General features: G+C 49.1%; 17 protein-coding genes. 12 read left to right on the top strand and 5 right to left on the bottom strand.

What is annotated here, in order from left to right; genetic code table 11:
* The first annotated feature begins 4 nt into the window (after positions 1–4).
* On the top strand, positions 5–1234 hold the full coding sequence (locus KB186_RS09200) for an efflux RND transporter periplasmic adaptor subunit (protein ID WP_232773463.1): 1230 nt from the start codon (positions 5–7) through the stop codon (positions 1232–1234).
* 15 nt (positions 1235–1249) lie between these two features.
* Positions 1250–2827 (top strand): DHA2 family efflux MFS transporter permease subunit, encoded by a 1578-nt coding sequence (locus KB186_RS09195; RefSeq protein WP_173608859.1) that lies wholly within the window; start codon positions 1250–1252, stop codon positions 2825–2827.
* Positions 2828–2888: 61 nt separating this feature from the next.
* On the opposite strand, the gene KB186_RS09190 is transcribed toward KB186_RS09195, so the two are convergent.
* Together KB186_RS09190 and KB186_RS09185 are read right to left on the bottom strand one after the other, a co-directional pair.
* Complete coding sequence (locus tag KB186_RS09190; RefSeq protein ID WP_157696726.1) at positions 2889–3029, bottom strand: hypothetical protein; 141 nt, start codon at positions 3027–3029, stop codon at positions 2889–2891.
* The gene (locus tag KB186_RS09185) at positions 2992–3936 is read right to left on the bottom strand and encodes a DMT family transporter (protein ID WP_173608858.1); all 945 of its coding nucleotides are present in this window, start codon (positions 3934–3936) and stop codon (positions 2992–2994) included. Before KB186_RS09185 ends, KB186_RS09190 begins: the two co-directional genes overlap by 38 nt.
* A 130-nt stretch (positions 3937–4066) precedes the next feature.
* Here KB186_RS09185 and KB186_RS09180 point away from each other — a divergent pair, with 130 nt between their 5' ends.
* Positions 4067–4810 (top strand): N-acetylmuramoyl-L-alanine amidase family protein, encoded by a 744-nt coding sequence (locus tag KB186_RS09180; protein WP_173608857.1) that lies wholly within the window; start codon positions 4067–4069, stop codon positions 4808–4810.
* On the opposite strand, the gene KB186_RS09175 is transcribed toward KB186_RS09180, so the two are convergent.
* Positions 4781–5563, bottom strand: coding sequence for a divergent polysaccharide deacetylase family protein (locus KB186_RS09175; protein WP_229087980.1), 783 nt, complete (start codon positions 5561–5563; stop codon positions 4781–4783). The genes KB186_RS09180 and KB186_RS09175 overlap by 30 nt on opposite strands.
* A gap of 141 nt (positions 5564–5704) precedes the next feature.
* Here KB186_RS09175 and polA point away from each other — a divergent pair, with 141 nt between their 5' ends.
* From polA to KB186_RS09150, 5 genes are all read left to right on the top strand, one after another.
* Complete coding sequence (gene polA / locus KB186_RS09170) at positions 5705–8353, top strand: DNA polymerase I (RefSeq protein ID WP_232773462.1); 2649 nt, start codon at positions 5705–5707, stop codon at positions 8351–8353.
* A 48-nt stretch (positions 8354–8401) separates the two neighbouring features.
* Positions 8402–9229 (top strand): DNA-formamidopyrimidine glycosylase, encoded by an 828-nt coding sequence (gene mutM / locus KB186_RS09165; RefSeq protein WP_173608855.1) that lies wholly within the window; start codon positions 8402–8404, stop codon positions 9227–9229.
* Positions 9230–9250: 21 nt separating this feature from the next.
* Positions 9251–9859 carry a dephospho-CoA kinase gene (coaE, locus tag KB186_RS09160; protein WP_012685133.1) on the top strand — a complete coding sequence of 203 codons (609 nt, stop codon included), beginning with the start codon at positions 9251–9253 and terminating at the stop codon, positions 9857–9859.
* The gene (locus KB186_RS09155; protein ID WP_173608854.1) at positions 9856–10419 is read left to right on the top strand and encodes a lytic transglycosylase domain-containing protein; all 564 of its coding nucleotides are present in this window, start codon (positions 9856–9858) and stop codon (positions 10417–10419) included. Before coaE ends, KB186_RS09155 begins: the two co-directional genes overlap by 4 nt.
* 174 nt (positions 10420–10593) lie before the next feature.
* Positions 10594–11640 carry a glyceraldehyde-3-phosphate dehydrogenase gene (locus tag KB186_RS09150; RefSeq protein WP_106654629.1) on the top strand — a complete coding sequence of 349 codons (1047 nt, stop codon included), beginning with the start codon at positions 10594–10596 and terminating at the stop codon, positions 11638–11640.
* 60 nt (positions 11641–11700) lie between these two features.
* Here KB186_RS09150 and KB186_RS09145 read toward each other — a convergent pair whose 3' ends face one another.
* The gene (locus KB186_RS09145) at positions 11701–12834 is read right to left on the bottom strand and encodes an HD-GYP domain-containing protein (protein WP_232773461.1); all 1134 of its coding nucleotides are present in this window, start codon (positions 12832–12834) and stop codon (positions 11701–11703) included.
* Positions 12835–12971: 137 nt separating this feature from the next.
* On the opposite strand from KB186_RS09145, the gene nrdR reads away from it, so the two are divergent.
* The 3 genes from nrdR to dnaI all read left to right on the top strand — a co-directional run bounded on the left by nrdR (position 12972) and on the right by dnaI (position 15990).
* Entirely contained in the window at positions 12972–13451 is a 480-nt protein-coding gene (gene nrdR / locus KB186_RS09140) for a transcriptional regulator NrdR (protein ID WP_012685137.1), read from the top strand.
* Between the two features lie 151 nt (positions 13452–13602).
* Entirely contained in the window at positions 13603–15042 is a 1440-nt protein-coding gene (locus tag KB186_RS09135; protein ID WP_232773460.1) for a replication initiation and membrane attachment family protein, read from the top strand.
* A gap of 15 nt (positions 15043–15057) precedes the next feature.
* Complete coding sequence (dnaI, locus tag KB186_RS09130; protein ID WP_173608851.1) at positions 15058–15990, top strand: primosomal protein DnaI; 933 nt, start codon at positions 15058–15060, stop codon at positions 15988–15990.
* On the opposite strand, the gene KB186_RS09125 is transcribed toward dnaI, so the two are convergent.
* Complete coding sequence (locus KB186_RS09125) at positions 15967–16608, bottom strand: YdcF family protein (protein WP_232773459.1); 642 nt, start codon at positions 16606–16608, stop codon at positions 15967–15969. The two genes, dnaI and KB186_RS09125, sit on opposite strands and share 24 nt — an antisense overlap.
* A gap of 180 nt (positions 16609–16788) precedes the next feature.
* Here KB186_RS09125 and KB186_RS09120 point away from each other — a divergent pair, with 180 nt between their 5' ends.
* Entirely contained in the window at positions 16789–19380 is a 2592-nt protein-coding gene (locus KB186_RS09120) for an Ig-like domain-containing protein (protein ID WP_232773458.1), read from the top strand.
* Positions 19381–19659 lie beyond the last annotated feature (279 nt).

Below are 19659 nucleotides of genomic sequence, written 5' to 3'. Positions count from 1 at the left end.
AAGAATGAAAAAGACAGCACAATGGAAAACAATCGCTGCAGTCATGGCGGCCGTTTCGCTTATTGCGTCGGGCTGTAGTGAGACATCTTCTGCATCGCAAACGAGCGAGAACGTCCCTGTCGTAAAGACGTGGAAGGTGACCTCTGCTTCTACGGGCGTTATCGCCAGTGGTAAGGTGGCAGCATCTGAGGAGATCCAAGTCGTTTCTAAAGTATCTGGAAAAGCAGCGAGCGTGAATGTTAAAGAAGGTGCAGTCGTCAAGCAGGGCGATGTTCTGGTCAAGCTGGAGGCAGCCGATTATCAGCAGCAAATCAATCAGGCACAGGCAGCCATTGCAGGCGCTCAAGCAAAGCTGAGAGATACGAAAGCAGGTGCACGCAATGAGCAACTGACGCAGCTTGGAAGTATTGTCACGCAGGCAGAAGCCAGCCTGAAGGTGGTTGAGAGCAACTACAATCGGATGAAAGCACTGTTTGATGCAGGCGCATTGTCCCAGGCTGAACTGGAGAAATCTTCGCTGGAATTGGAAAAGGCGCGCACAGGTCTTGAACAGGCGCAAGCCCAATACGATCTGGCAAAAGCAGGCCCAACTGCCGACACGGTAGCGGGTTTGCAAGCAGAAGTAAGCCGTTTGGGCTCCAGTCTCGAGCTGGCGAAAAGCAACTATGACAATACCATTATTCGTGCGCCAATCACAGGTATCGTTGCCAAGCGCTCGGTTGATCCGGGAGAAATGGCAGCAGCGGGGACACCTCTCATGGTGCTGGTGAATATGGCAGATGTCAAAGTAGAAGCAAGCGTACCGGAAAACCAAATCAACCAAGTGAAGGTCGGCTCTACCGTTGATGTGAAGGTAGGCAGTCTGGGTGGGAAAGTGCTGAAAGGTACTGTTGAGTTTGTCTCTCCAATTTCGGATACCAACAGCAGTTCGTTCCCAGTCAAAGTGAAGGTAAATAATCAGGACGGCTTGCTGCGCGCAGGTATGGTAGCAGAGGTCATGCTCCAAGGCCAGGCAACGCCAGGAACAAAATTACCGACGTCGGCCGTGCTGGAAAAAGACAGCAAGCATTACGTCTATACCGTAGACAACAACGTTGTACACCAGGTCGAAGTCGCAGTGGAGAACGCTAGCGGCGACTGGACAACTGTCACGAATGGCGTCAAAGACAATGATCAAATTGTGCTGAACCCGACAGACAAACTGTCCGAGGGCAGCAAGGTGATCGCAAACTAACGGGGGTGTTGACACATGGCGGAAGCGGTGGCGCACCGAGAGGAGAAAAGCGGGAACGGCGGCATGTGGCTGTCTCTTCTCGCAATCCTCTCAGGAACCTTCGTTGCGATTCTGAACAATAGCTTGATTAACGTTGCCCTGCCTGCCATGGTCAATATTTTTGGTTCATCTACCGAGACCATGCAGTGGGTATTGACCGGATATATGCTGGCAAACGCCGTCATGATTCCCATGAGCGGCTCGTTGTCCGCTAAATTCGGAGCGAAAAAAATATTTGTACTTTCCTTATCTGCATTTACTTTTTCATCCATCCTTTGTGCCTTGGCGTGGAGTGACTCTTCGCTAATTGCTTTTCGGGTCGTGCAAGGTGTCAGCGGGGGGATGATCATGCCAATCGGGATGTCGATGATTTACATGATCGTTCCGCGTGAAAAGATCGGGATGGCTTTGGGGATATTCGGGATTGCTTCCATGACAGCCCCTGCGCTAGGCCCGACATTGGGTGGGTACCTCATCGAATTTTTAAGCTGGCAATTTCTTTTTCTGGTCGGTGTACCCTTTGGTATTTTTGCGGTAATCATGAGTATCGTTCTGCTCAAGGAAACGCCGAAAAAGCCAGAGTTGAAGTTCGATTTTTTGGGCGCATTTCTTGCCATTGTCGGTTTCGGGACACTGTTGCTCGCTTTAAGTAAAGGGCAAGCAGAGGGCTGGACCTCCTTTTTCATCGTCGGTTTGTTTTTCATTGCGGTAATGAGCTTGATCCTGTTCGTCTGGGTCGAGCTGGGGAAGGAAAGTCCGCTGCTCGATTTGCGGCTTTTGAAGATCCCTACCTTCACCATCAGCATTTTGACTTCCGGCTTCGTCATGATGGGGATGATGGGCGGTATCTTCCTGATGCCGATTTTCCTCCAAAACATTCAGGGTTTGACGGCTATGGAGTCAGGAATCCTGCTGATGCCGCAATCGATTGCTATGGCGATTATGATGCCAATCAGCGGAAAGCTGATGGATAAATACGGGATCGGACCGATTGGATTGGTCGGCTTGACTATCATGAGCGTCACGACGTATGAACTGCACAATCTATCTGCTGACAGCATGCATTCGTGGATTGATATGATCTTGACCATTCGCGGGATCGGAATCGGATTGTGCATGATGACGCTGTCCACCGTAGGGATGAACGCCGTTCCTCGTACAAGTGTGGGGGATGCCTCTCCGCTGTCTAACGTATTGCGTCAGGTCATGAGCTCGTTTGCCATTGCGATTTTGACAGTGATCATGCAGGCACGTCAAAATTTCCACATGGCTTCCATCTCTGACAACTTGAATACGGATATGGCGACGCAGTTTATCAGTGGCATTTCAGGAATGTATGCACAAGTAGGGGTAGATACGGCGAGTGCGACAGGGGGAGCCAGCACGATTTTGTACGGAATGATGGCAAAAGAATCGTTGGTCCAAGGAATCGGGGATACTTTCCTCGTCTCCGTTATCCCGATTGTCCTCTCGATTCCACTTCTGTACTTCCTGCATAAAAAGCCGAAAAAAACACAGCAACAGGTGCCAGCAACCGAGAAGGCAACAGCCTAATAGCAAGGGGCAATTCCGCAAGTCTTATCGAAGACTTCATAGGAATTGCCCCTTTTGCCTGTTAGGACATCATTTTAAATAACCAGTACAAAATCCGTCCGACGATGTAGCCCAGCAGAATTGTCCAGCCAATCTTCGCCCAAATACTCAGTCCCTTGACGAATTCACGCAAGCTTTTTCGGTTCTCCGGTTGCTTGTTCATTGGAGGACACTCCTTTAGCAGGTTGGTTAAAACGAATGAACACATAAATGCCGGCGATAATGATCAAGCCGCCGATCCATTGCGGAGGCGTTACCACTTCACCCAAGATGAAGTAAGCGAGTATGGCAGTCCCGATTGGTTCTCCCAAAATCCCCATGGAGATCGTCGTCGTATTGAGCCATTTAATAATCCAGTTAAAAATAGAATGCCCAAGCAGGGTAGGGAACAGGGCGAGACAGAAGAACCAGCCCCAATCCGCCGCAGGGTAACCGATGAGCGAATACCCGAGAGCCAGATCATAGGCGACCAGAATCACGCTGGTGGCCGTGTAGACAACGAGTGTGTAGGCAAAGGAGGACATATGCTGGCGAACGTACTGCCCGACCAGCCAGTAACCCGTCACAGTGACAGCTCCCATCAATGCGAGGAAATCACCCCACAGAGCCATACCACCTACTTGAAAATCCCCCCAGCCAATCACAAAGCTTCCTGCAATCGCCAGCAAGCCGCCGGATAGAGCTAGAAATCGAACCTTTTCACCAAAAAAGAGATAACCGCCGATGAAGGCAAATAATGGCTGCAACGTAACGAGCACTGTAGAACTGGCTACAGATGTGTAATTCAGCGATTCAAACCACAACAGAAAGTGGCTTGCCAAAAAGGCGCCAGATAAAATACAGAGTAGCCACGCTTTTTTGGACATTTTTCCAATCTCTGCGATGGCACCACGATTCCAGAATAAAAAAGGAAGCGTTAAGAGAACGGAAAAAACCAGGCGATACGTAGCGATAATTGGAGCAGGTGCATCCGACAGCTTTACAAAGATCGCAGAAGAGGAAATGGCGATCACCCCGATTAAGAGAGCCAAATACGGGGGGAATAACGGTTTTTCCAAAGATTGATTCATCAGTACACCTTCTTATGCGGGTAAGGTCATGGTTCATTATTGTAATTGTACAGTTGGATTAAAAAATTCACAATGTTATGTGTACCTTGCCGCTTGAAAGGTTTCTTTTCAATCCGGTTATCCTACTGGCATGAGAAACTTACAGGCTATTTTCCGTATAACTGCTTTCATGCTTATCCTCATCTGTATCCCGACGCGAAGCGAGGCATTGCCGCTCACCCCCTTTCATATTTTGATTGATGTTGGACATGGAGGTGTAGATTCGGGAACTTCTTTTGGGGATTTGTACGAAAAGGACATCAATCTGCAAATTGCCAAACGACTCTACCAACAACTCACAGCTGCGGGTTACACCGTGGCTTTGAACCGCCACAAGGATGTTGCCCTGAGTGATGACAATCGTTGGTTGGACAACCGATCCCGCCATATTCGTGACCTGGCTCAGCGCAAGAACTTGGCAAAAGAAATTGGTCCTCAGATGATGCTCAGCTTGCATGTAAACTGGTCACCCAGTCCCAAGCGCAGGGGAGCGATTATTTTGCATCAAAACACAGAAGAAAGCTACCTGTTGGCAGGACTGCTGCAAAACTCGCTGAACAAGCTCACAGGGTCCAACGAAAAGCCAGTCAAGGGCAAGACGTACTACATGCTCCGTCATAACTACTGTCCGTCTGTCATTGTGGAGATGGGGTTTATCAGCAACGCGCAGGATCGCGAAATGTTAACGAATCCCAAAGCACAAGAAAAAATCGCTCAGGCCATTACAGAGGCCGTGAGCGAATATGTAAAGCTGTCGGGAAATCTGAAAACGGAGGCTAGTGTGCAGGAGAGCTGGTGGAGAAAATTAATGAGCAGTTTGCTGGATAAGCTTTGAAATGGTTACAAATTCGGCCTCCTTCTGAATTCGCGGGATGTACTGGCGCAGAAGGGAGGCTGTTTTCTTGCCAGGAGGTCCTACATGACCAATTGCGATACATATGGGATGGTTGTGGATTTTTTTGCAGACGAGCTCCATTTGCTTTGTAATATGCGGGACAGAGTATACATCATCCAGAAAAATTTGATTCACGGCATGGGGGACGCCCATTTCAGCTGCGACTTTCCCCGCCACGCTTTTATCGGTAGTCTTGCTATCCAGGTAGATAAGACCGCGTTCTTTGACGACCTTCATGATGATGCGCATGATTCGCTCGTCAGCCGTTATTTTTGAGCCCATATGGTTGTTCATGCCAATCGCATGTGGCACATTGTCAATCGCTTTCTCCACACGACTGCGAATCTCATCATCGGACAGATCAGCCGTAATGGCTCCAGGACCGAGCCAGGAGCGCTTTCCTTTCATGGGCTCCATTGGCATGTGAACGAGTACATCGTGTCCTTTTTGATGGGCGAGCTCGGCATCCTGTTTCGTGCTGGGCAGAAACGGCATGACGGCAACAGTAAGAGGGACTGGCATCGATAATATTTCCTCCGTCCCTTGCATGTTGTTCCCGAAATCATCAATCACAAATGCCATCAGCTTTTTGACAGCGGGTGCGGGGGCTGGATTGGGGGTAGCTGTCACTGGAATTGCCCCAAGGGAAAGAAAAAGCGTGAGCAAGATCGGAATCAATTTCCTCCCATACATAAGATCACCTTCCTTGTTCATTTTTTTCATAGTCTGTTCAATCATCTTGTGCTTTACCCGCCATATCTGCGGCTTGGCTTTGATGTTTGCCCTATGTTACGATTAAAGATAGTAGTTTTGTAACGAGAGGGGTCGAATTCCTTGAGTCATTTTGTGTTGATTGATGGAAACAGTGTTGCGAACCGGGCGTTTTATGCGCTCCCTTTATTGTCCACATCGGCAGGACTGCATACGAACGCAGTGCTGGGCTTTACGACTATGCTGTTAAAAGTGTTGGAGGAAATGAAGCCGACGCATATCATGGTTGCTTTTGACGCGGGAAAAGTCGTGTTTCGCCATAGCGAGTATGCAGAGTACAAAGGGGGACGCAGCAAAACTCCGCCGGAGCTGTCTGAACAGTTTCCACTGATTCGGGAGCTGTTGGATGCCTTCTCAATCAAACGCTTCGAGCTGGAAGGCTACGAGGCGGATGACATTATCGGTACGTTGACGAAGCAGGCAGATGAGCAAGCCTGGAAAACGACGGTCATCACCGGAGACAAAGATATGCTGCAACTCGTGTCCGAGCATGTATCCGTCGCTTTGACGCGCAAGGGAGTCAGCGAAATCGAGCTGTACACTCCGCAAGAAATTCATGAAAAGTACGGCCTTAAGCCGCTGCAAATAATTGATTTGAAAGGCTTGATGGGCGATTCGTCCGACAACATTCCAGGTGTCCCTGGTGTCGGGGAAAAAACAGCTCTGAAGCTGCTGCACGAATACGGCTCTGTCGAGCAAGTTCTGGAAAACATCGATAAAGTCTCTGGCAAAAAGCTGCAAGAGAACCTGCGTGAGAATGTAGATAAGGCGAACATGAGTAAAGCTTTGGCAACCATTTTGCGGGAAGCGCCTGTGGAGCTGGATGTGCAAGAGACTGGCTTTGAAGGCTATGATGGGGTACCTGTCAGCGAGTTCTTTAAAAAGATGGAGTTCAAATCGCTCTTGTCCAAGATCAAAGTAGCACAACCAGCCGACGGAAGCGGACATCCAGACGCCAAGCCATTTTCGTTTGAAGTGATTTTAGAGGAAAACAAAGCGGCGTACGAGTCCAAACTGACTTCGCCAATGGCTCTTTACATTGAAATGGACGGGGAAAACTATCATCATGCGCCTTTCCTCGGGATTGGACTGGCTGCGGAAGATACGGTGATGTTCGTTCCTTGGGACGTAGCCAAGGAATGGAAGGTGCTCTGTGAGTGGTTGGCTGATCCGGCGAAGGAGAAGTGGGTATTTGACGGCAAGCGGGACACGGTTGGACTCGCTTGGCATGATTTCGCGATAAAAGGCATCAGCTTTGACGTGTACCTCGCCTCTTACCTGCTGAATGCGGCTGAAAGCAACCCGACGTTGGATAGCATTGCGGCTCAATACGCACAGACACGGGTATTGTCAGATGAAGAGGTGTACGGCAAGGGGGCCAAGCGTCTTGTTCCTGAAATGGACGTGCTGAGCGAGCATGTGGCGCATAAAGCGGCAGCCATCTGGCAGAGCGTGCCTGTATTGCGCGAGCAACTGGCGGAAAACGAAATGGAAAAGCTGCTCGGCGAATTGGAAGCTCCGCTGAGTATGGTATTGGCTCTCATGGAAAAGCAAGGCGTGAAGGTAAACAGTGAGCGCCTCGTGCAAATGGGGGAAGACTTGGATAAAAAGCTCGCGGGTCTGACAGATCAGATTTACGAGTTGGCGGGTGGGGCATTCAACATCAACTCGCCGAAGCAATTGGGCGAAATTTTGTTTGACCGCTTGTCTCTGCCTGTATTGAAAAAGACCAAAACAGGCCCTTCTACCAGTGCGGATGTATTGGAGAAGCTCGCCCCTTATCACCCGATCATCGATGCGATCCTGACCTTCCGTCAGCTCGGCAAGCTCCGTTCGACGTATATTGAGGGCTTGACCAAGGAAATCCATACGAAGACGAGCAAGGTGCATACGCTTTACAACCAAGCGACCACGGCGACAGGGCGCCTGTCCAGTACGGACCCGAATCTGCAAAATATCCCGATCCGTATGGAGGAAGGACGCAAGATTCGCGAGGCGTTTATCCCGTCAGAGGACGGCTGGTACATGCTGGCGGCCGACTATTCCCAGATTGAGCTGCGGATTTTGGCCCATATTTCGCAAGACGAAAACTTGATTGACGCCTTCCAAAAAGGAATGGATATTCATACCCGCACCGCCATGGACGTATTTGGTGTGAGTGAGGAAGAAGTAACCTCGCTGATGCGCCGTCAGGCCAAAGCGGTCAACTTCGGGATCGTATACGGCATCAGCGACTACGGTCTGTCGCAAAATCTCAATATTACCCGTAAAGAAGCCGGGGACTTCATTGAGCGCTACTTTGATGTCTTCTCCGGTGTGAAGCGCTGGATGGACGAGATTGTTCAACAGGCGAAAGCGGATGGCTATGTGACGACCTTGTTGAATCGCCGCCGCTACCTGCCTGATATTCGCAGCAGCAACTTTAACCTGCGTTCGTTTGCCGAGCGTACTGCGATGAACACGCCGATCCAGGGTACTGCTGCCGATGTGATCAAGCTGGCGATGATTCGCATGCAGGAGGCAATCGAAGAGAAAGGTCTCGCGAGCCGCATGCTTTTGCAGGTGCACGATGAGCTTGTATTTGAAGTGCCAGAAAATGAGCTGGAGGTCATGCGCAAGCTGGTGCCAGAAGTGATGGAGAGTGCGTTGTCCCTCAACGTCCCGCTCAAGGTGGACGTCAGTGATGGACGTACCTGGTACGATGCGAAGTAGGCATGCCTAGAACATAAAGATGAATAGACAGCGAGAGGAGGAGGGCATATGCCAGAATTGCCGGAGGTAGAAACCGTCGTACGGACTCTGCGTGGCTTGGTTATGGGAAAAACGATTGAGAGAGTAAGTGTTCATTTGGCGCGTATTGTGCGTCAGCCAGATGACGTGGAAGCTTTCAAATCTCTCTTGGTGGGACAAACCATCCAGGATATCCAACGGCGGGCAAAATTCATTCAGTTTTTCTTAAATGAGGACGTGCTCGTGTCCCATTTGCGAATGGAAGGGCGCTATGGCGTGTATCAGGCAGATGATCCCGTTGAGAAGCATACCCATGTCGTCTTCCATTTTACGGACGGAACGGAGCTGCGTTATCGGGATGTTCGCCAGTTCGGGACGATGGATCTTTTCCCTAAGGGGAAGGAAACAACCGTCGGACCTTTGGCAAAACTGGGGGTAGAACCGCTAGATAAAAGTTTTACTCCTGAAGTTTTGGGGAAATTGTTAAAAGGACGGTCAACAAAAATTAAGCCGCTTCTCCTAAACCAGGAATGTATTGTAGGGCTGGGGAATATTTATGTGGACGAGTCACTCTTTAAAGCAGGCATTCATCCGGAGAAACCAGCAGGAAAGCTGACAGATAAAGATGTTAACCGACTGCACGAAAGCATCGTCTCCACTTTGCAAGAAGCGGTAGAACAAGGTGGTAGCTCCATCAAGTCATATGTGAACGGACAGGGCGAGATGGGAATGTTCCAGCAATCTCTATTAGTTTATGGACGAAAAGATGAGGCTTGTACAAGGTGCGGGGCCGAAATCATTCGGTTTGTAGTCGGCGGCAGAGGGACGCATATTTGCCCTGATTGTCAAAAGCTATAACAGTTCGACCAAGGGAGGAGGATGGGCATGATACTAGGGTTAACAGGCGGAATTGCCACTGGGAAAAGCACGGTGACAGGTATGCTTCGTGAGCGTGGGATTCCTGTCATTGACGCTGACCAAATCGCCAGAGAGGTCGTAGAACCAGGTAAATTAGCCTATGAAGCGATCGTGCGCCATTTTGGACGAGAAATCCTATTGGAAGATGGTCAAATTGATCGGAAAAAACTAGGTGAGATCGTGTTTTCGGACGAGTCCGAGCGTCAAAAGCTGAACGCCATTGTCCATCCCGAAGTACGCCGGGTCATGCGGGAAGAGGCCGAATCAGCGGAAGCGAATGGAGCCGAGATCGTCTTTATGGACATTCCTCTACTGTATGAGAGCAAGCTTACACATATGGTAGAAAAAATCGTGGTCGTCTATGCGCCCTACGAGATGCAATTGGCGAGAATGCTGGAGCGCGACGAATTGGAAGAAGAACAAGCACGAAAAAGACTGCGGGCGCAGTTTCCCATTGATCAGAAGAAGCAGGGCGCAGACTTTTTGATCGATAATTCTGGTTCGCGTGAAGAAACCGAGCGTCAAGTGGAGGCGGTATTGGCCGCGATTCGATCGGAGCGTCAATCATGAGTTTTGGCAAACGTGCAGCATTGATCGTGCTCGTTTTGGCGAGTGTATTTTTGCTGCTAAACACGCCATTGGTGTGGAAATGGATGTACCCGATCAAATATGAGCAACAGATTGTGACGGCTGCACTGAAATATAAGGTGGACCCTCATTTGGTACTGGCCGTCATTCGTTCCGAGAGTGGGTTTGCGACAGATCGCGTTTCGAAAAAAGGTGCGATCGGGCTCATGCAAATCATGCCGGAAACAGCGCAATGGATCGTTAGGGAGGCAGACTTTCGTCCAAAGGACAATCAATACTTGTACGACCCTGTCATGAACATCGAGATTGGGACATGGTATCTCGAATTTTTGCTGTCACGCTATGATGGCGATATCGTCAAAGTCATTGCCGCCTACAACGCCGGTCCGGGAAAAGTAAACGGATGGCTCGCGAGTGAGCAATGGAACGGAACTCGAGAGACGATTGAGGACATTCCATATGGGGAGACTCGTCAATATGTTCAACGAGTGCTCTATTACCATGATCGATACAAAAATATATACGACTTTCAATTACGTTAAAAATCATGAAAAGCCGCTTCTCTTACGGGTTAGAGAGCGGCTTTTTCTCTTTTTTTGGGTAGGGTAAATCGTCCAAATATTTATTTTTCAGTAAAACACATTGATAATTGTGTCATACTTATTATAATAAAAGTATCAGATAAGCGTAACTCAATTCGAAAGGGGTTTCTATATATGACAATTAAAATCGGTATTAATGGTTTCGGACGTATTGGCCGCATGGTATTCCGCCGCGCTATCCAGGACCCCAACATTGAAATCGTTGCAATCAACGCTAGCTATCCAGCGGAGACGCTTGCACATTTGTTGAAATATGATACGATCCACGGACGCCTGCAAAATAAAGTGGAAGTCCAAGACAACAAGATTATCGTAGATGGAAAAGCAACAGTTGTACTGTCTGACCGTGATCCGCTGAAGCTGCCTTGGGGTGACCTCGGAGTAGAGATCGTTGTTGAAGCTACAGGCAAGTTCAACAATCGTGAAGGCGCTGGCAAGCACCTGCAAAGCGGTGCGAAAAAAGTTGTGATTACAGCACCAGCGAAAGAAGAAGACGTGACGATCGTGATGGGTGTAAACGAAGGCACCTACGACCATGCCAATCACCACATTATCTCCAATGCTTCCTGCACAACCAACTGTCTCGCACCTGTGGCAAAAGTGCTCAACGATGCATTCGGTATCGAACAAGGTCTCATGACTACCATTCACTCGTTTACAAACGATCAGGTGAATCTCGACAATCCGCATAAAGACCTGCGTCGTGCCCGTGCAGCTAGCGAGTCCATCATTCCAACGACGACAGGAGCTGCCCGTGCAGTAGGAATTGTTCTACCAGAATTGAATGGCAAGCTGAACGGTTTTTCCTTGCGCGTACCGACTCCAAACGTTTCTGTAGTAGACTTGGTGGTCAATACGAAGAAGCCAGTTACATTGGACGAAGTAAACCGCGTCCTGCGTGAAGCAAGCGAAGGCAGCATGAAAGGCTACCTCGAGTTCTGCGACGAGCCACTCGTATCCAGCGATTTCAATGGCAACGATCACTCCTCGATCATCGACGGTCTGTCTACGATGGTAATGGGAGACAATCAGGTAAAAGTGATTGCTTGGTACGATAACGAGTGGGGCTACTCCTGCCGTGTCGTAGACCTGGTTCGCCACGTATCCGAGCAGCATAATCAAGCTGCAACAAAAGAAGCTGCAGCTGTTGGTGTAAAATAAATAGCATAAACAAAACCCCTTTGCCGATTTTCGAGCAAAGGGGTTTTTCGTTGTTCGTATTTACGATGAGGTAGGAGATTCTTCTAATGAGTTCACGTTAAACAGATCATCATCTTCAAAGCCGACAATAAACAGTCGGATGTTCGCCTTGAGATCAAGGTCATAAGGGCTAGGGACGTCGTTTCCGCGACCGTCTTTTATCACACGTACAGTAGGGCGATGTGAATAATCCGGATCAACCCGACTCACTACCCCGACTTCTCCGGTATTCAAAACGACGCTGCTACCAATCGGGAAGATAGCAATGTGCTTGATAAAGGCATTTACGAGATGGTGCTCGAACAGCGTACCGCCAGATCCAAACAGGTATTCCACAGCATCCTGTGGCATGTACCGTTTGCGCCATGGACGTGGGGAAGTCAAAGAGTCATAAATATCACAGAGACCAACGATTTGCGCGAATTCGTGAATTTGCTTGCCGGATAATCCCTGTGGATAGCCACTTCCATTTAGCCGTTCATGGTGCTGCAAGCAGACGTGGGCTGACAAAAGCGAGATGTCATGCTGCTTTCGCAACAAATTAAAGCCCAGCATCGTGTGTTGTTTGGCGATTTCCTTCTCTTCGTCTGTCCAACGCTCTGTTTTTTGCAACAGCTCTTCAGGCAGGCTTACTTTGCCGATATCGTGCAGCATGGCTCCTATCCCCAGGTTTATGAGCTGTGTTCGATTGTAGCCCAGAGACATGCCTACAGCAGTCGCCAGCACGGCCACATTCACGGAGTGATGGTATAAGGATGGTGAATGAGAAGAGATCGTCGTCAAATGTCCAACCATTTGCTTGTTTTGCATCAGGTCGTCCAAAATTGAGCTAAAGGCACGCTGAAAATGAAGGCCCATTTCTTTTAAGGAAATTTTCCGGGCCAGCTTGTTTGAGTTTGTAATTTGTTTGATCGTCTTCTCGATGGCTTCCACAGCTATTTGTCTGGTTTGTGGGCGAATCACTTCTTCCACAACGATGTCATTGGTACGGGGATCATCGATATACACCGAATCAACACCAGCTCGCTCTAATCCGGAAATGAGTCGTTCCGTTAATTGCATACCGGTTCCAAGCAGCACCTTTCCATCTTCAGTGAAGACTGTACGTCCCAATTTCATTCCAGGCTGTAGGTGTTTTAAAGATACTAAACGCATGACTATCCCTCCAACAGTACCATAATTGTACTCCATTCGACTTATGCTTTAAATAGGTACAAGGATTGACTTGACTTCTGACAGGAATATGAGGGACACTGTAGACAAGTATTGTCAGTATTGGAGTTGATTCTGATATGCGTTGTCCATTTTGCGAATATAATGGGACTAGAGTCCTGGATTCACGTCCTTTCAATCATAATAAATCCATTCGTCGTCGCCGCGAGTGCGAAGCCTGCGAACGCCGGTTTACTACCTTTGAAATGGTAGAAGAAACACCTTTGTTAATTGTGAAAAAGGACGGAACACGCGAGGAATTCAGTCGAGACAAGATATTGCGCGGGTTGGTGCGCGCTTGCGAAAAGCGTCCGGTACCGTTGGAAGTGCTTGAAAATGTAGTGAACGATATTGAAAAAGAATTGCGCAGCTGTGGACAGGCAGAGATCCCGAGCAATGACGTTGGGGAGAAGGTCATGGAGCGTTTATACCATGTCGATGAGGTTGCCTATGTGCGTTTCGCCTCCGTATACCGCCAATTCAAAGATATCAATGTATTTATGAAAGAGCTGGAGGAGCTATTGGCTCAAGCGCGAAACAGCTCGTTTCCAAAAGAATAGATAAGCTTTTTCTGCCAGACTGGCAACTTCTCTCTCGCTCTTGCGGCCGATCCGCCAGGGCTTCTTTGGTTTTCCAACTCATTTTTCCGTGAATGAATGGGTAGTCATGCTATAATAAAAGAATCGAATTTTGTCAGGAAGGAAAGATCTGATGCGTCGTTTAGTTTGGAACGAGTTGTTGCCGAAGGATCGTTATCTGGTGCGGATGGCAAGACCGATTGGCTTTGCCGAAATGGGCTTTGTTACGCAGCTATACTTGCCGATCATCGGTGTCGAATCGTACGCTCTCTATCAACTGCTCGTCCATGGCGTGCAGGAGGTGAGCGGCGCCTCCTCGGAGGGGACCCATCGCAGTTTGATGCTGACGACTTCGCTTTCTCTGGATCGGCTATTGGATGCGCGTGAACGTCTGGAGGCAATCGGGCTAGTCGAGGTACGCCGCAGGGAAAATCAGCAGCGTGACTATTATTACGAGTATTTGATCAAACCGCCGCTTAGTCCGGCTGAGTTTTTTGCAGATTATGTCCTGTCGCTGATGTTGTTAAATAAAATCGAAAACGTTCGCTATTCGCAACTGCGCCAGCATTATGCAGATACGCTTGGCAGTCAGTTGGATCAAGAATACTCTATTGTGGAAAACGTCACGAAAGACTTCCATGATGTGTTCCAGTCATTGAAACCATCGGAGCTGGAAGTGAAAAAAGGTTCGGAGCGGGATCAGTTTTTAACCGAGATGGACACCAACTTCCCGCAAGCGCCGATGAAATCTGGCTACGAGGCACAAGTCAACCATTCGCTGAGTGTGTCGTCCTTGCGCCTGTACTTGCCGGATAATGCCGACTCGGTCAAAGTATTGGAAGGCAAAAGCATGGAGCTGTTGTTCTCGCTGTGCCACTTCTATCAGCTAGACAGCTGGGGGATGGGGCAGGAGCTGCGTGATTGGACGCTGTACAAATCGGATCGGAGTTTGGACGGAGAAGTTTTGCGCAAGCGTTTGGTTCAACGCTACACAGAAGACAAGCTATACCGGACTGCGCCTGCAACTGACACGGCAGAGGATGGATGGGGACCCGGTCGCTTGCCTGAGCCTGGGAGCGAAGCCTTTATCCGTGCTTGCCGCCAGTTATCTCCGGTGACCCTGTTGGAAAAGGTCGTCGGTGGCAGAATCAGCAAGGTGTTTTTGGAGCGGGCTGAGACGCTTGTATTTGCGGATGGGATGCAGCCAGAAGTCGTCAATGCGCTGTTGCTTCATACGCTAGCCAGCATGCAAATGGAGCTGCCAAAAGCATACATGGAAACGATCCGCGACAGTTGGAAAGCCAAACGGATCGCAACAGTTGACGAGGCAGTCAAGCAGATCCTCGAACGTGCGGATCAACGGGCACAAACAGCCGAGAAGGCAAAAGCGGGCAAGAAGGAAACGGCTCCTGTCAGACGCAACGGTAGAGCTATCTTGCAAGACAAGCTGCCGGCATCTGTCGAGTGGCAGCTATCTCAGGAGAAAACCGCATCGGACGCAGAAAAGAAACAGTCCATTCAGGATTTTCCAGACTTGCAGAAAAGACTGGAAACCTTGCGAAAACGGAAATAAGGAGTGTGAGGGAACGTGGAATCTATCAGTGAGTTTATGCAAGAGCTCGCGAAACGAACACCGCGTCAGCTGCTGACACCGGATCAGCAGTTAGATAAAATGTTCCGTTCGTCAGCGTATTTAAAAGCATTTCAACAAGAGCATCCCGCATTGACCAGAGACGATTACCTTCGCTCGCTCTCCAACATCTATACGGCAGTCAAGGAGCAGTATTGGTGTGAACGTTGTCCGGGTCTTGGCGAATGCCCGAATCTGGTCAAGGGGCATAGCACTCATTTGGAGCTGGCTCATCAGCATATTATCAGCTCGATGACGCCCTGCTCCAAGCAACTGTCGTATGAGGAAGAGATTCGCCGCCGTCGACTGATGCGCAGCTACTACGTTTCCGAAGAGACCTTGAACGCGAGCTTTGAGGGCTTGGTCATTGACTCCGGGAATTTGGCAACCGTAGATGCCGCGATTCAGTTCTGTGAAAAAGTCGGAACAGGCGAGCGGGTAAAAGGACTTTATTTGCACGGTCCGTTTGGTGTTGGGAAAAGCTACATCATGGGAGCAATCGGTCGCGAGCTCTCAGAGCGCAATGTCGCTTCCTTGCTGGTGTATGTGCCTGACTTTATCCGGGAGATGAAGGACTCTATCTCGGATCAATCGTATGCGGGCAAGCTGGAGCTGTTAAAAGAAGTACCGGTCCTAATCCTCGATGATATCGGCGCGGAGAACCTGACGCCATGGGTTCGGGACGAGATTTTGGGGGTTATACTGAATCAGCGGGCAAACAACCATTTGCCTACGCTGTTTACTTCCAACTACTCGCTTACTGAACTGCAAGAGCATTTGTCTATCTCCAACGGAAATCGGATCGAACAAACAAAAGCGGCTCGCATCATGGAGCGAATCCGCCATTTTGTCGATGTGTATGAAATTTTACGCGAGAACCACCGTTCCTAGCACGTGTGTCCAGATGCGAGAGAGCTCCCAATGCGTGAGGGCGAGTACTTCTCGCGCCTTATGATACGGTCCAAACAGGACGTGTGACGTCGTCCCCACAGGCCAGGCGACAATTCCCAGTGAATCAGCCATGATCATGGCACGGGCCAAGTGGTAGTCGTGGCTGATGATCAGGGCGTCTTGAATATGATGTTCCTCCAAGACCTGCTGGCCGTACAGCAGGTTTTCGTATGTGCTGGTAGACTTGCTTTCCAGCAAAATGTCTTCTTCGGGAATTCCCTTGGCCACCAAGTAATTTTTGCTTACCGCAGCTTCCGTGATCGTTTTGCCTTCACCAAGGCCGCCTGTGACCAGCAGCTTCGATACATAACCCTCTTCATATAGGGTCGCCGCCTGCTCAAGACGTTCGCGCAGACCAGGACTAGGTCCCTCACCCCAGACGGCTGCACCAAGGACAATGCCGACGGTTGCGTGTCTGGCGTTGGCTTTCTTAATCATTTGTTCGATACGGTACCAGTTGTAGCCCGACCATAGTAGACCGAGCAGCGTGACAATCCCCAACACGATCCATATCCTGCGCCAGCAAGGACGCTGTGCGTTTATCGTTCGATTTTTCATTTTTCGATATCTCCCTCGTAGTCTCTCTTTATTTAGACGTTTGAAATGAGGTCTAGTTACAAAGTTTGACATATGCCTGACACGAAAAACTAGTAAATTGTTTCTTGCTCTTTGCCGATATAGTAATGGTGGAATGGTTTCGAAGAACAGCAAATTTCATACTTGCGAGGGAGGCTAGCAATGTTCTGGAAAAAAACGATGCTCTTGTTTCTGGCCGTCTTTCTATTAGTGGGGACTGGAAACGCAGGGGTAGGATTGGCTGCCGATGAAATCAGCCGACTCGTTCTGTCCAAGAACGAGGTAACACTGGAAAATGGAGATTCTACTAACCTGACGGCTACCGCTATTTATGTGAGCGGAAAAACGGAAGACGTCACCGTCAAGACAGAATGGACGACACAGGACGCGAATATCGCTACTGTTTATGCCGGACAGATTACAGCCAAATCGGTAGGGAAATCTACTATTACAGCTACTTACATGGGTAAGCCTGTCGTAGTGGGTGTGACTGTAACCAAAAAGGTAAAGGCACTGACAACAGAAGAACAAACGTTGAACGTGAGAATTGGCAGCACGGAAAATGTAAAGCTGACAGCAGTATACAGCGATGGTACAACAGAAGACGTAACGACTAAAGCAGACTGGTCCATCGATAATCCTGCGATTGCGACTGTAGTAAATGGAGCAATCAAAGGTCTGAATTCAGGATCTGGTACAGTGACAGCAAAATTCGGCAGCCAGACGACGACTATCTCTGTCAATGTAGAGATTGCACACAGACTGGAGCCTAGCAAAAACCAGGTTTCACTCTTGCTGAACGGCGAAGAAAAAATCAAGCTCAAAGCCATTTTCCCGGATGGAAGTGTAACGGAAGACGTCTCCGACAAGGCTGAATGGTCTTCAGACAATACCGCAGTAGCCGATGCGCTAAAAGGTACGATCAAGGCTTATGGCGCAGGCACAGCAACCATTACGGCGAAGTATGGAACAAAAACAGCGACGATCAAAGTCGATGTGGATACAACGCAAAAGCTGGAACTCAACAAGCAAAACATTTTCATGAATGTAGGCAAGGAAGAAGACATCGAGCTGAAAGCAACTTATGCCAATAATGGCGGTTCCACAGTAGTGAACGATAAAGCCGAATGGTCCTCAGATCGCGAGGATGTTGCTTACTACAGCAACGGAAAAATCCATGCGGTGAAGTCCGGTGAAGCGGTGATTACTGCGAAATACGGAAACAAATCCGTTCAGGTACGCGTAGATGTAGAAGTACCCCGTTCCTTGTATATCAATCCTGCTTTCTTGACGATGAAAAGCGGGACAACGAAAGATGTGGTTGTAAACGCGTCCTTCGCGAATGGTACAAGTGAAGATGTCACTTCAAAAGTAGAGTGGTCTTCGGATAATGCAGATGTCGTATTTGCAAATGGCAAGACCGTATCCGCCTACAAGGCTGGAACAGCAAATGTAACGGCAAAATACGGCGGAAAAACAGCGACACTCGTTGTCGATGTAGATGTACCGCAAAACTTGACCGCAGATATCACGACAGTAGCAATCCCAGTGGGTGGCGCGAAGCAAGTGACGGTAAAGGCTTCGTATCCAGATGGAAGCTCTGCCGAAGATGTCACACAAAAAGTCGTATGGTCATCGAGTGCACCTAATGTAGCAAGCGTGCGTCAAGGCTTGATCACAGGTGTGTCCACAGGTGCAGCGACCGTAACAGCAACATACGGAACACGCACAGTGAACATTTCCGTATCGGTTGGCGTCATGCAGACATTGACGGTAGACAAGAAAAAGATCGTGCTTGGCAATGGCAAGTCCGAAACCGTCAAGCTGACAGCAGCGTACGCAGATGGAACGACTAAGGATGTAACAGATACAGCGACATGGAGCACAGCTTCTGCTGCTGTTGCAGAAGTAATGAACGGAAAGATCACGGCGACAGGAGCAGGGAAAACGACCGTCACAGGTACCTTTGATGGCAAGTCGGTTTCCATTGCAGTAGAAGTAGACCAAGCGACGAATCTCTCTGTTGATCCTCGCATGCTGATCTTGAACGTCAATGAATCAAAAGACATCAAGCTGAGCGCAACAAACTCCGCTGGCAATTCGGACAATGTGACCAACGATGCAGAATGGTCCTCGTCCTCGCTGAAAGTAGCTGATGTGGTAAACGGCCGTGTAACAGGTCTCTCAAACGGACGTGCGACGATTACCGCGAAATACGGCGGTAAATCGATCAGCATCCCGGTAGAAGTCGGAATCGTGAGCAAGCTCGAAGCAGACAAGCGCTTTGTATCTACGAAGTCAAACAGCAACGTACAAGTAACCTTGACAGCTACCTTCTCCGATGGCCGCACCATGGATGTGACCAATCTGGCTGACTGGAAGACGAGCAACTACAAGGTAGCTGACGTAACCAAAGGCCTCGTATCAGGACGTGCCTTCGGAAAAGCTACGGTTACAGCAAGGTACAACGACAAGAGCGTGTCCATCCCAGTCGATGTTGATACGTTGAAATACTTGAAGACAGATGTCGTTCAGCTCGTGATGAACAAAGGTGAAACGAAGCAAGTGAAAGCCATCGCGACGTATGCAGATGGCTCTGAGCAAGATGTATCCAAGCCGGCTCTCTGGACCACTTCTCGCCTGTTGGTAGCCGATGTGAAAGATGGCATCATCAAGGCTACAGGGTCGGGTAAAGCGACGATTTATGTGCAGTATGGTGGGAAGAAGACACCGATTGTGGTGACGGTAAGATAGTGGAGTGTTAGGGAAAAGAGGAAAGCCAACCGGGTGGGATCGGTTGGCTTTTTTCGTATTGGTGTAATCAAGCCTGCACATGGAAGTAACTTTTATAACCTGCAGGCGATTGTCTATACCTTTAATTCTGGTACTGCATACTATATACTATTTCGTCAAGGGCATATTTCCTAGAAGCTAGGATAGTCAAAGAATTCTACCCAGAAAGGAACTAGAAGTGTCACAGGCAAATATCCCGAGCATTACGTCGTCCATCACTGTGACACGTGAAGACGCTAT

Origin of the sequence: Brevibacillus sp. AF8, assembly GCF_021270385.1 — a bacterium.
Classification (GTDB): domain Bacteria; phylum Bacillota; class Bacilli; order Brevibacillales; family Brevibacillaceae; genus Brevibacillus.
The sequence above is the reverse complement of the archived record's forward strand: the minus strand, read 5'-3'. Positions and strand labels throughout refer to the sequence as shown.

Bases quoted from the DNA above. Each gene is read 5' to 3' on its own strand.
- KB186_RS09200 (WP_232773463.1), top strand. From the start codon at position 5: ATGAAAAAGACAGCACAATGGAAAACAATCGCTGCAGTCATGGCGGCC.
- KB186_RS09195 (WP_173608859.1), top strand. From the start codon at position 1,250: ATGGCGGAAGCGGTGGCGCACCGAGAGGAGAAAAGCGGGAACGGCGGC.
- KB186_RS09190 (WP_157696726.1), bottom strand. From the start codon at position 3,029: ATGAACAAGCAACCGGAGAACCGAAAAAGCTTGCGTGAATTCGTCAAG.
- KB186_RS09185 (WP_173608858.1), bottom strand. From the start codon at position 3,936: ATGAATCAATCTTTGGAAAAACCGTTATTCCCCCCGTATTTGGCTCTC.
- KB186_RS09180 (WP_173608857.1), top strand. From the start codon at position 4,067: ATGAGAAACTTACAGGCTATTTTCCGTATAACTGCTTTCATGCTTATC.
- KB186_RS09175 (WP_229087980.1), bottom strand. From the start codon at position 5,563: ATGTATGGGAGGAAATTGATTCCGATCTTGCTCACGCTTTTTCTTTCC.
- mutM (WP_173608855.1), top strand. From the start codon at position 8,402: ATGCCAGAATTGCCGGAGGTAGAAACCGTCGTACGGACTCTGCGTGGC.
- coaE (WP_012685133.1), top strand. From the start codon at position 9,251: ATGGGCATGATACTAGGGTTAACAGGCGGAATTGCCACTGGGAAAAGC.
- KB186_RS09155 (WP_173608854.1), top strand. From the start codon at position 9,856: ATGAGTTTTGGCAAACGTGCAGCATTGATCGTGCTCGTTTTGGCGAGT.
- KB186_RS09150 (WP_106654629.1), top strand. From the start codon at position 10,594: ATGACAATTAAAATCGGTATTAATGGTTTCGGACGTATTGGCCGCATG.
- KB186_RS09145 (WP_232773461.1), bottom strand. From the start codon at position 12,834: ATGCGTTTAGTATCTTTAAAACACCTACAGCCTGGAATGAAATTGGGA.
- nrdR (WP_012685137.1), top strand. From the start codon at position 12,972: ATGCGTTGTCCATTTTGCGAATATAATGGGACTAGAGTCCTGGATTCA.
- KB186_RS09135 (WP_232773460.1), top strand. From the start codon at position 13,603: ATGCGTCGTTTAGTTTGGAACGAGTTGTTGCCGAAGGATCGTTATCTG.
- KB186_RS09125 (WP_232773459.1), bottom strand. From the start codon at position 16,608: ATGAAAAATCGAACGATAAACGCACAGCGTCCTTGCTGGCGCAGGATA.
- KB186_RS09120 (WP_232773458.1), top strand. From the start codon at position 16,789: ATGTTCTGGAAAAAAACGATGCTCTTGTTTCTGGCCGTCTTTCTATTA.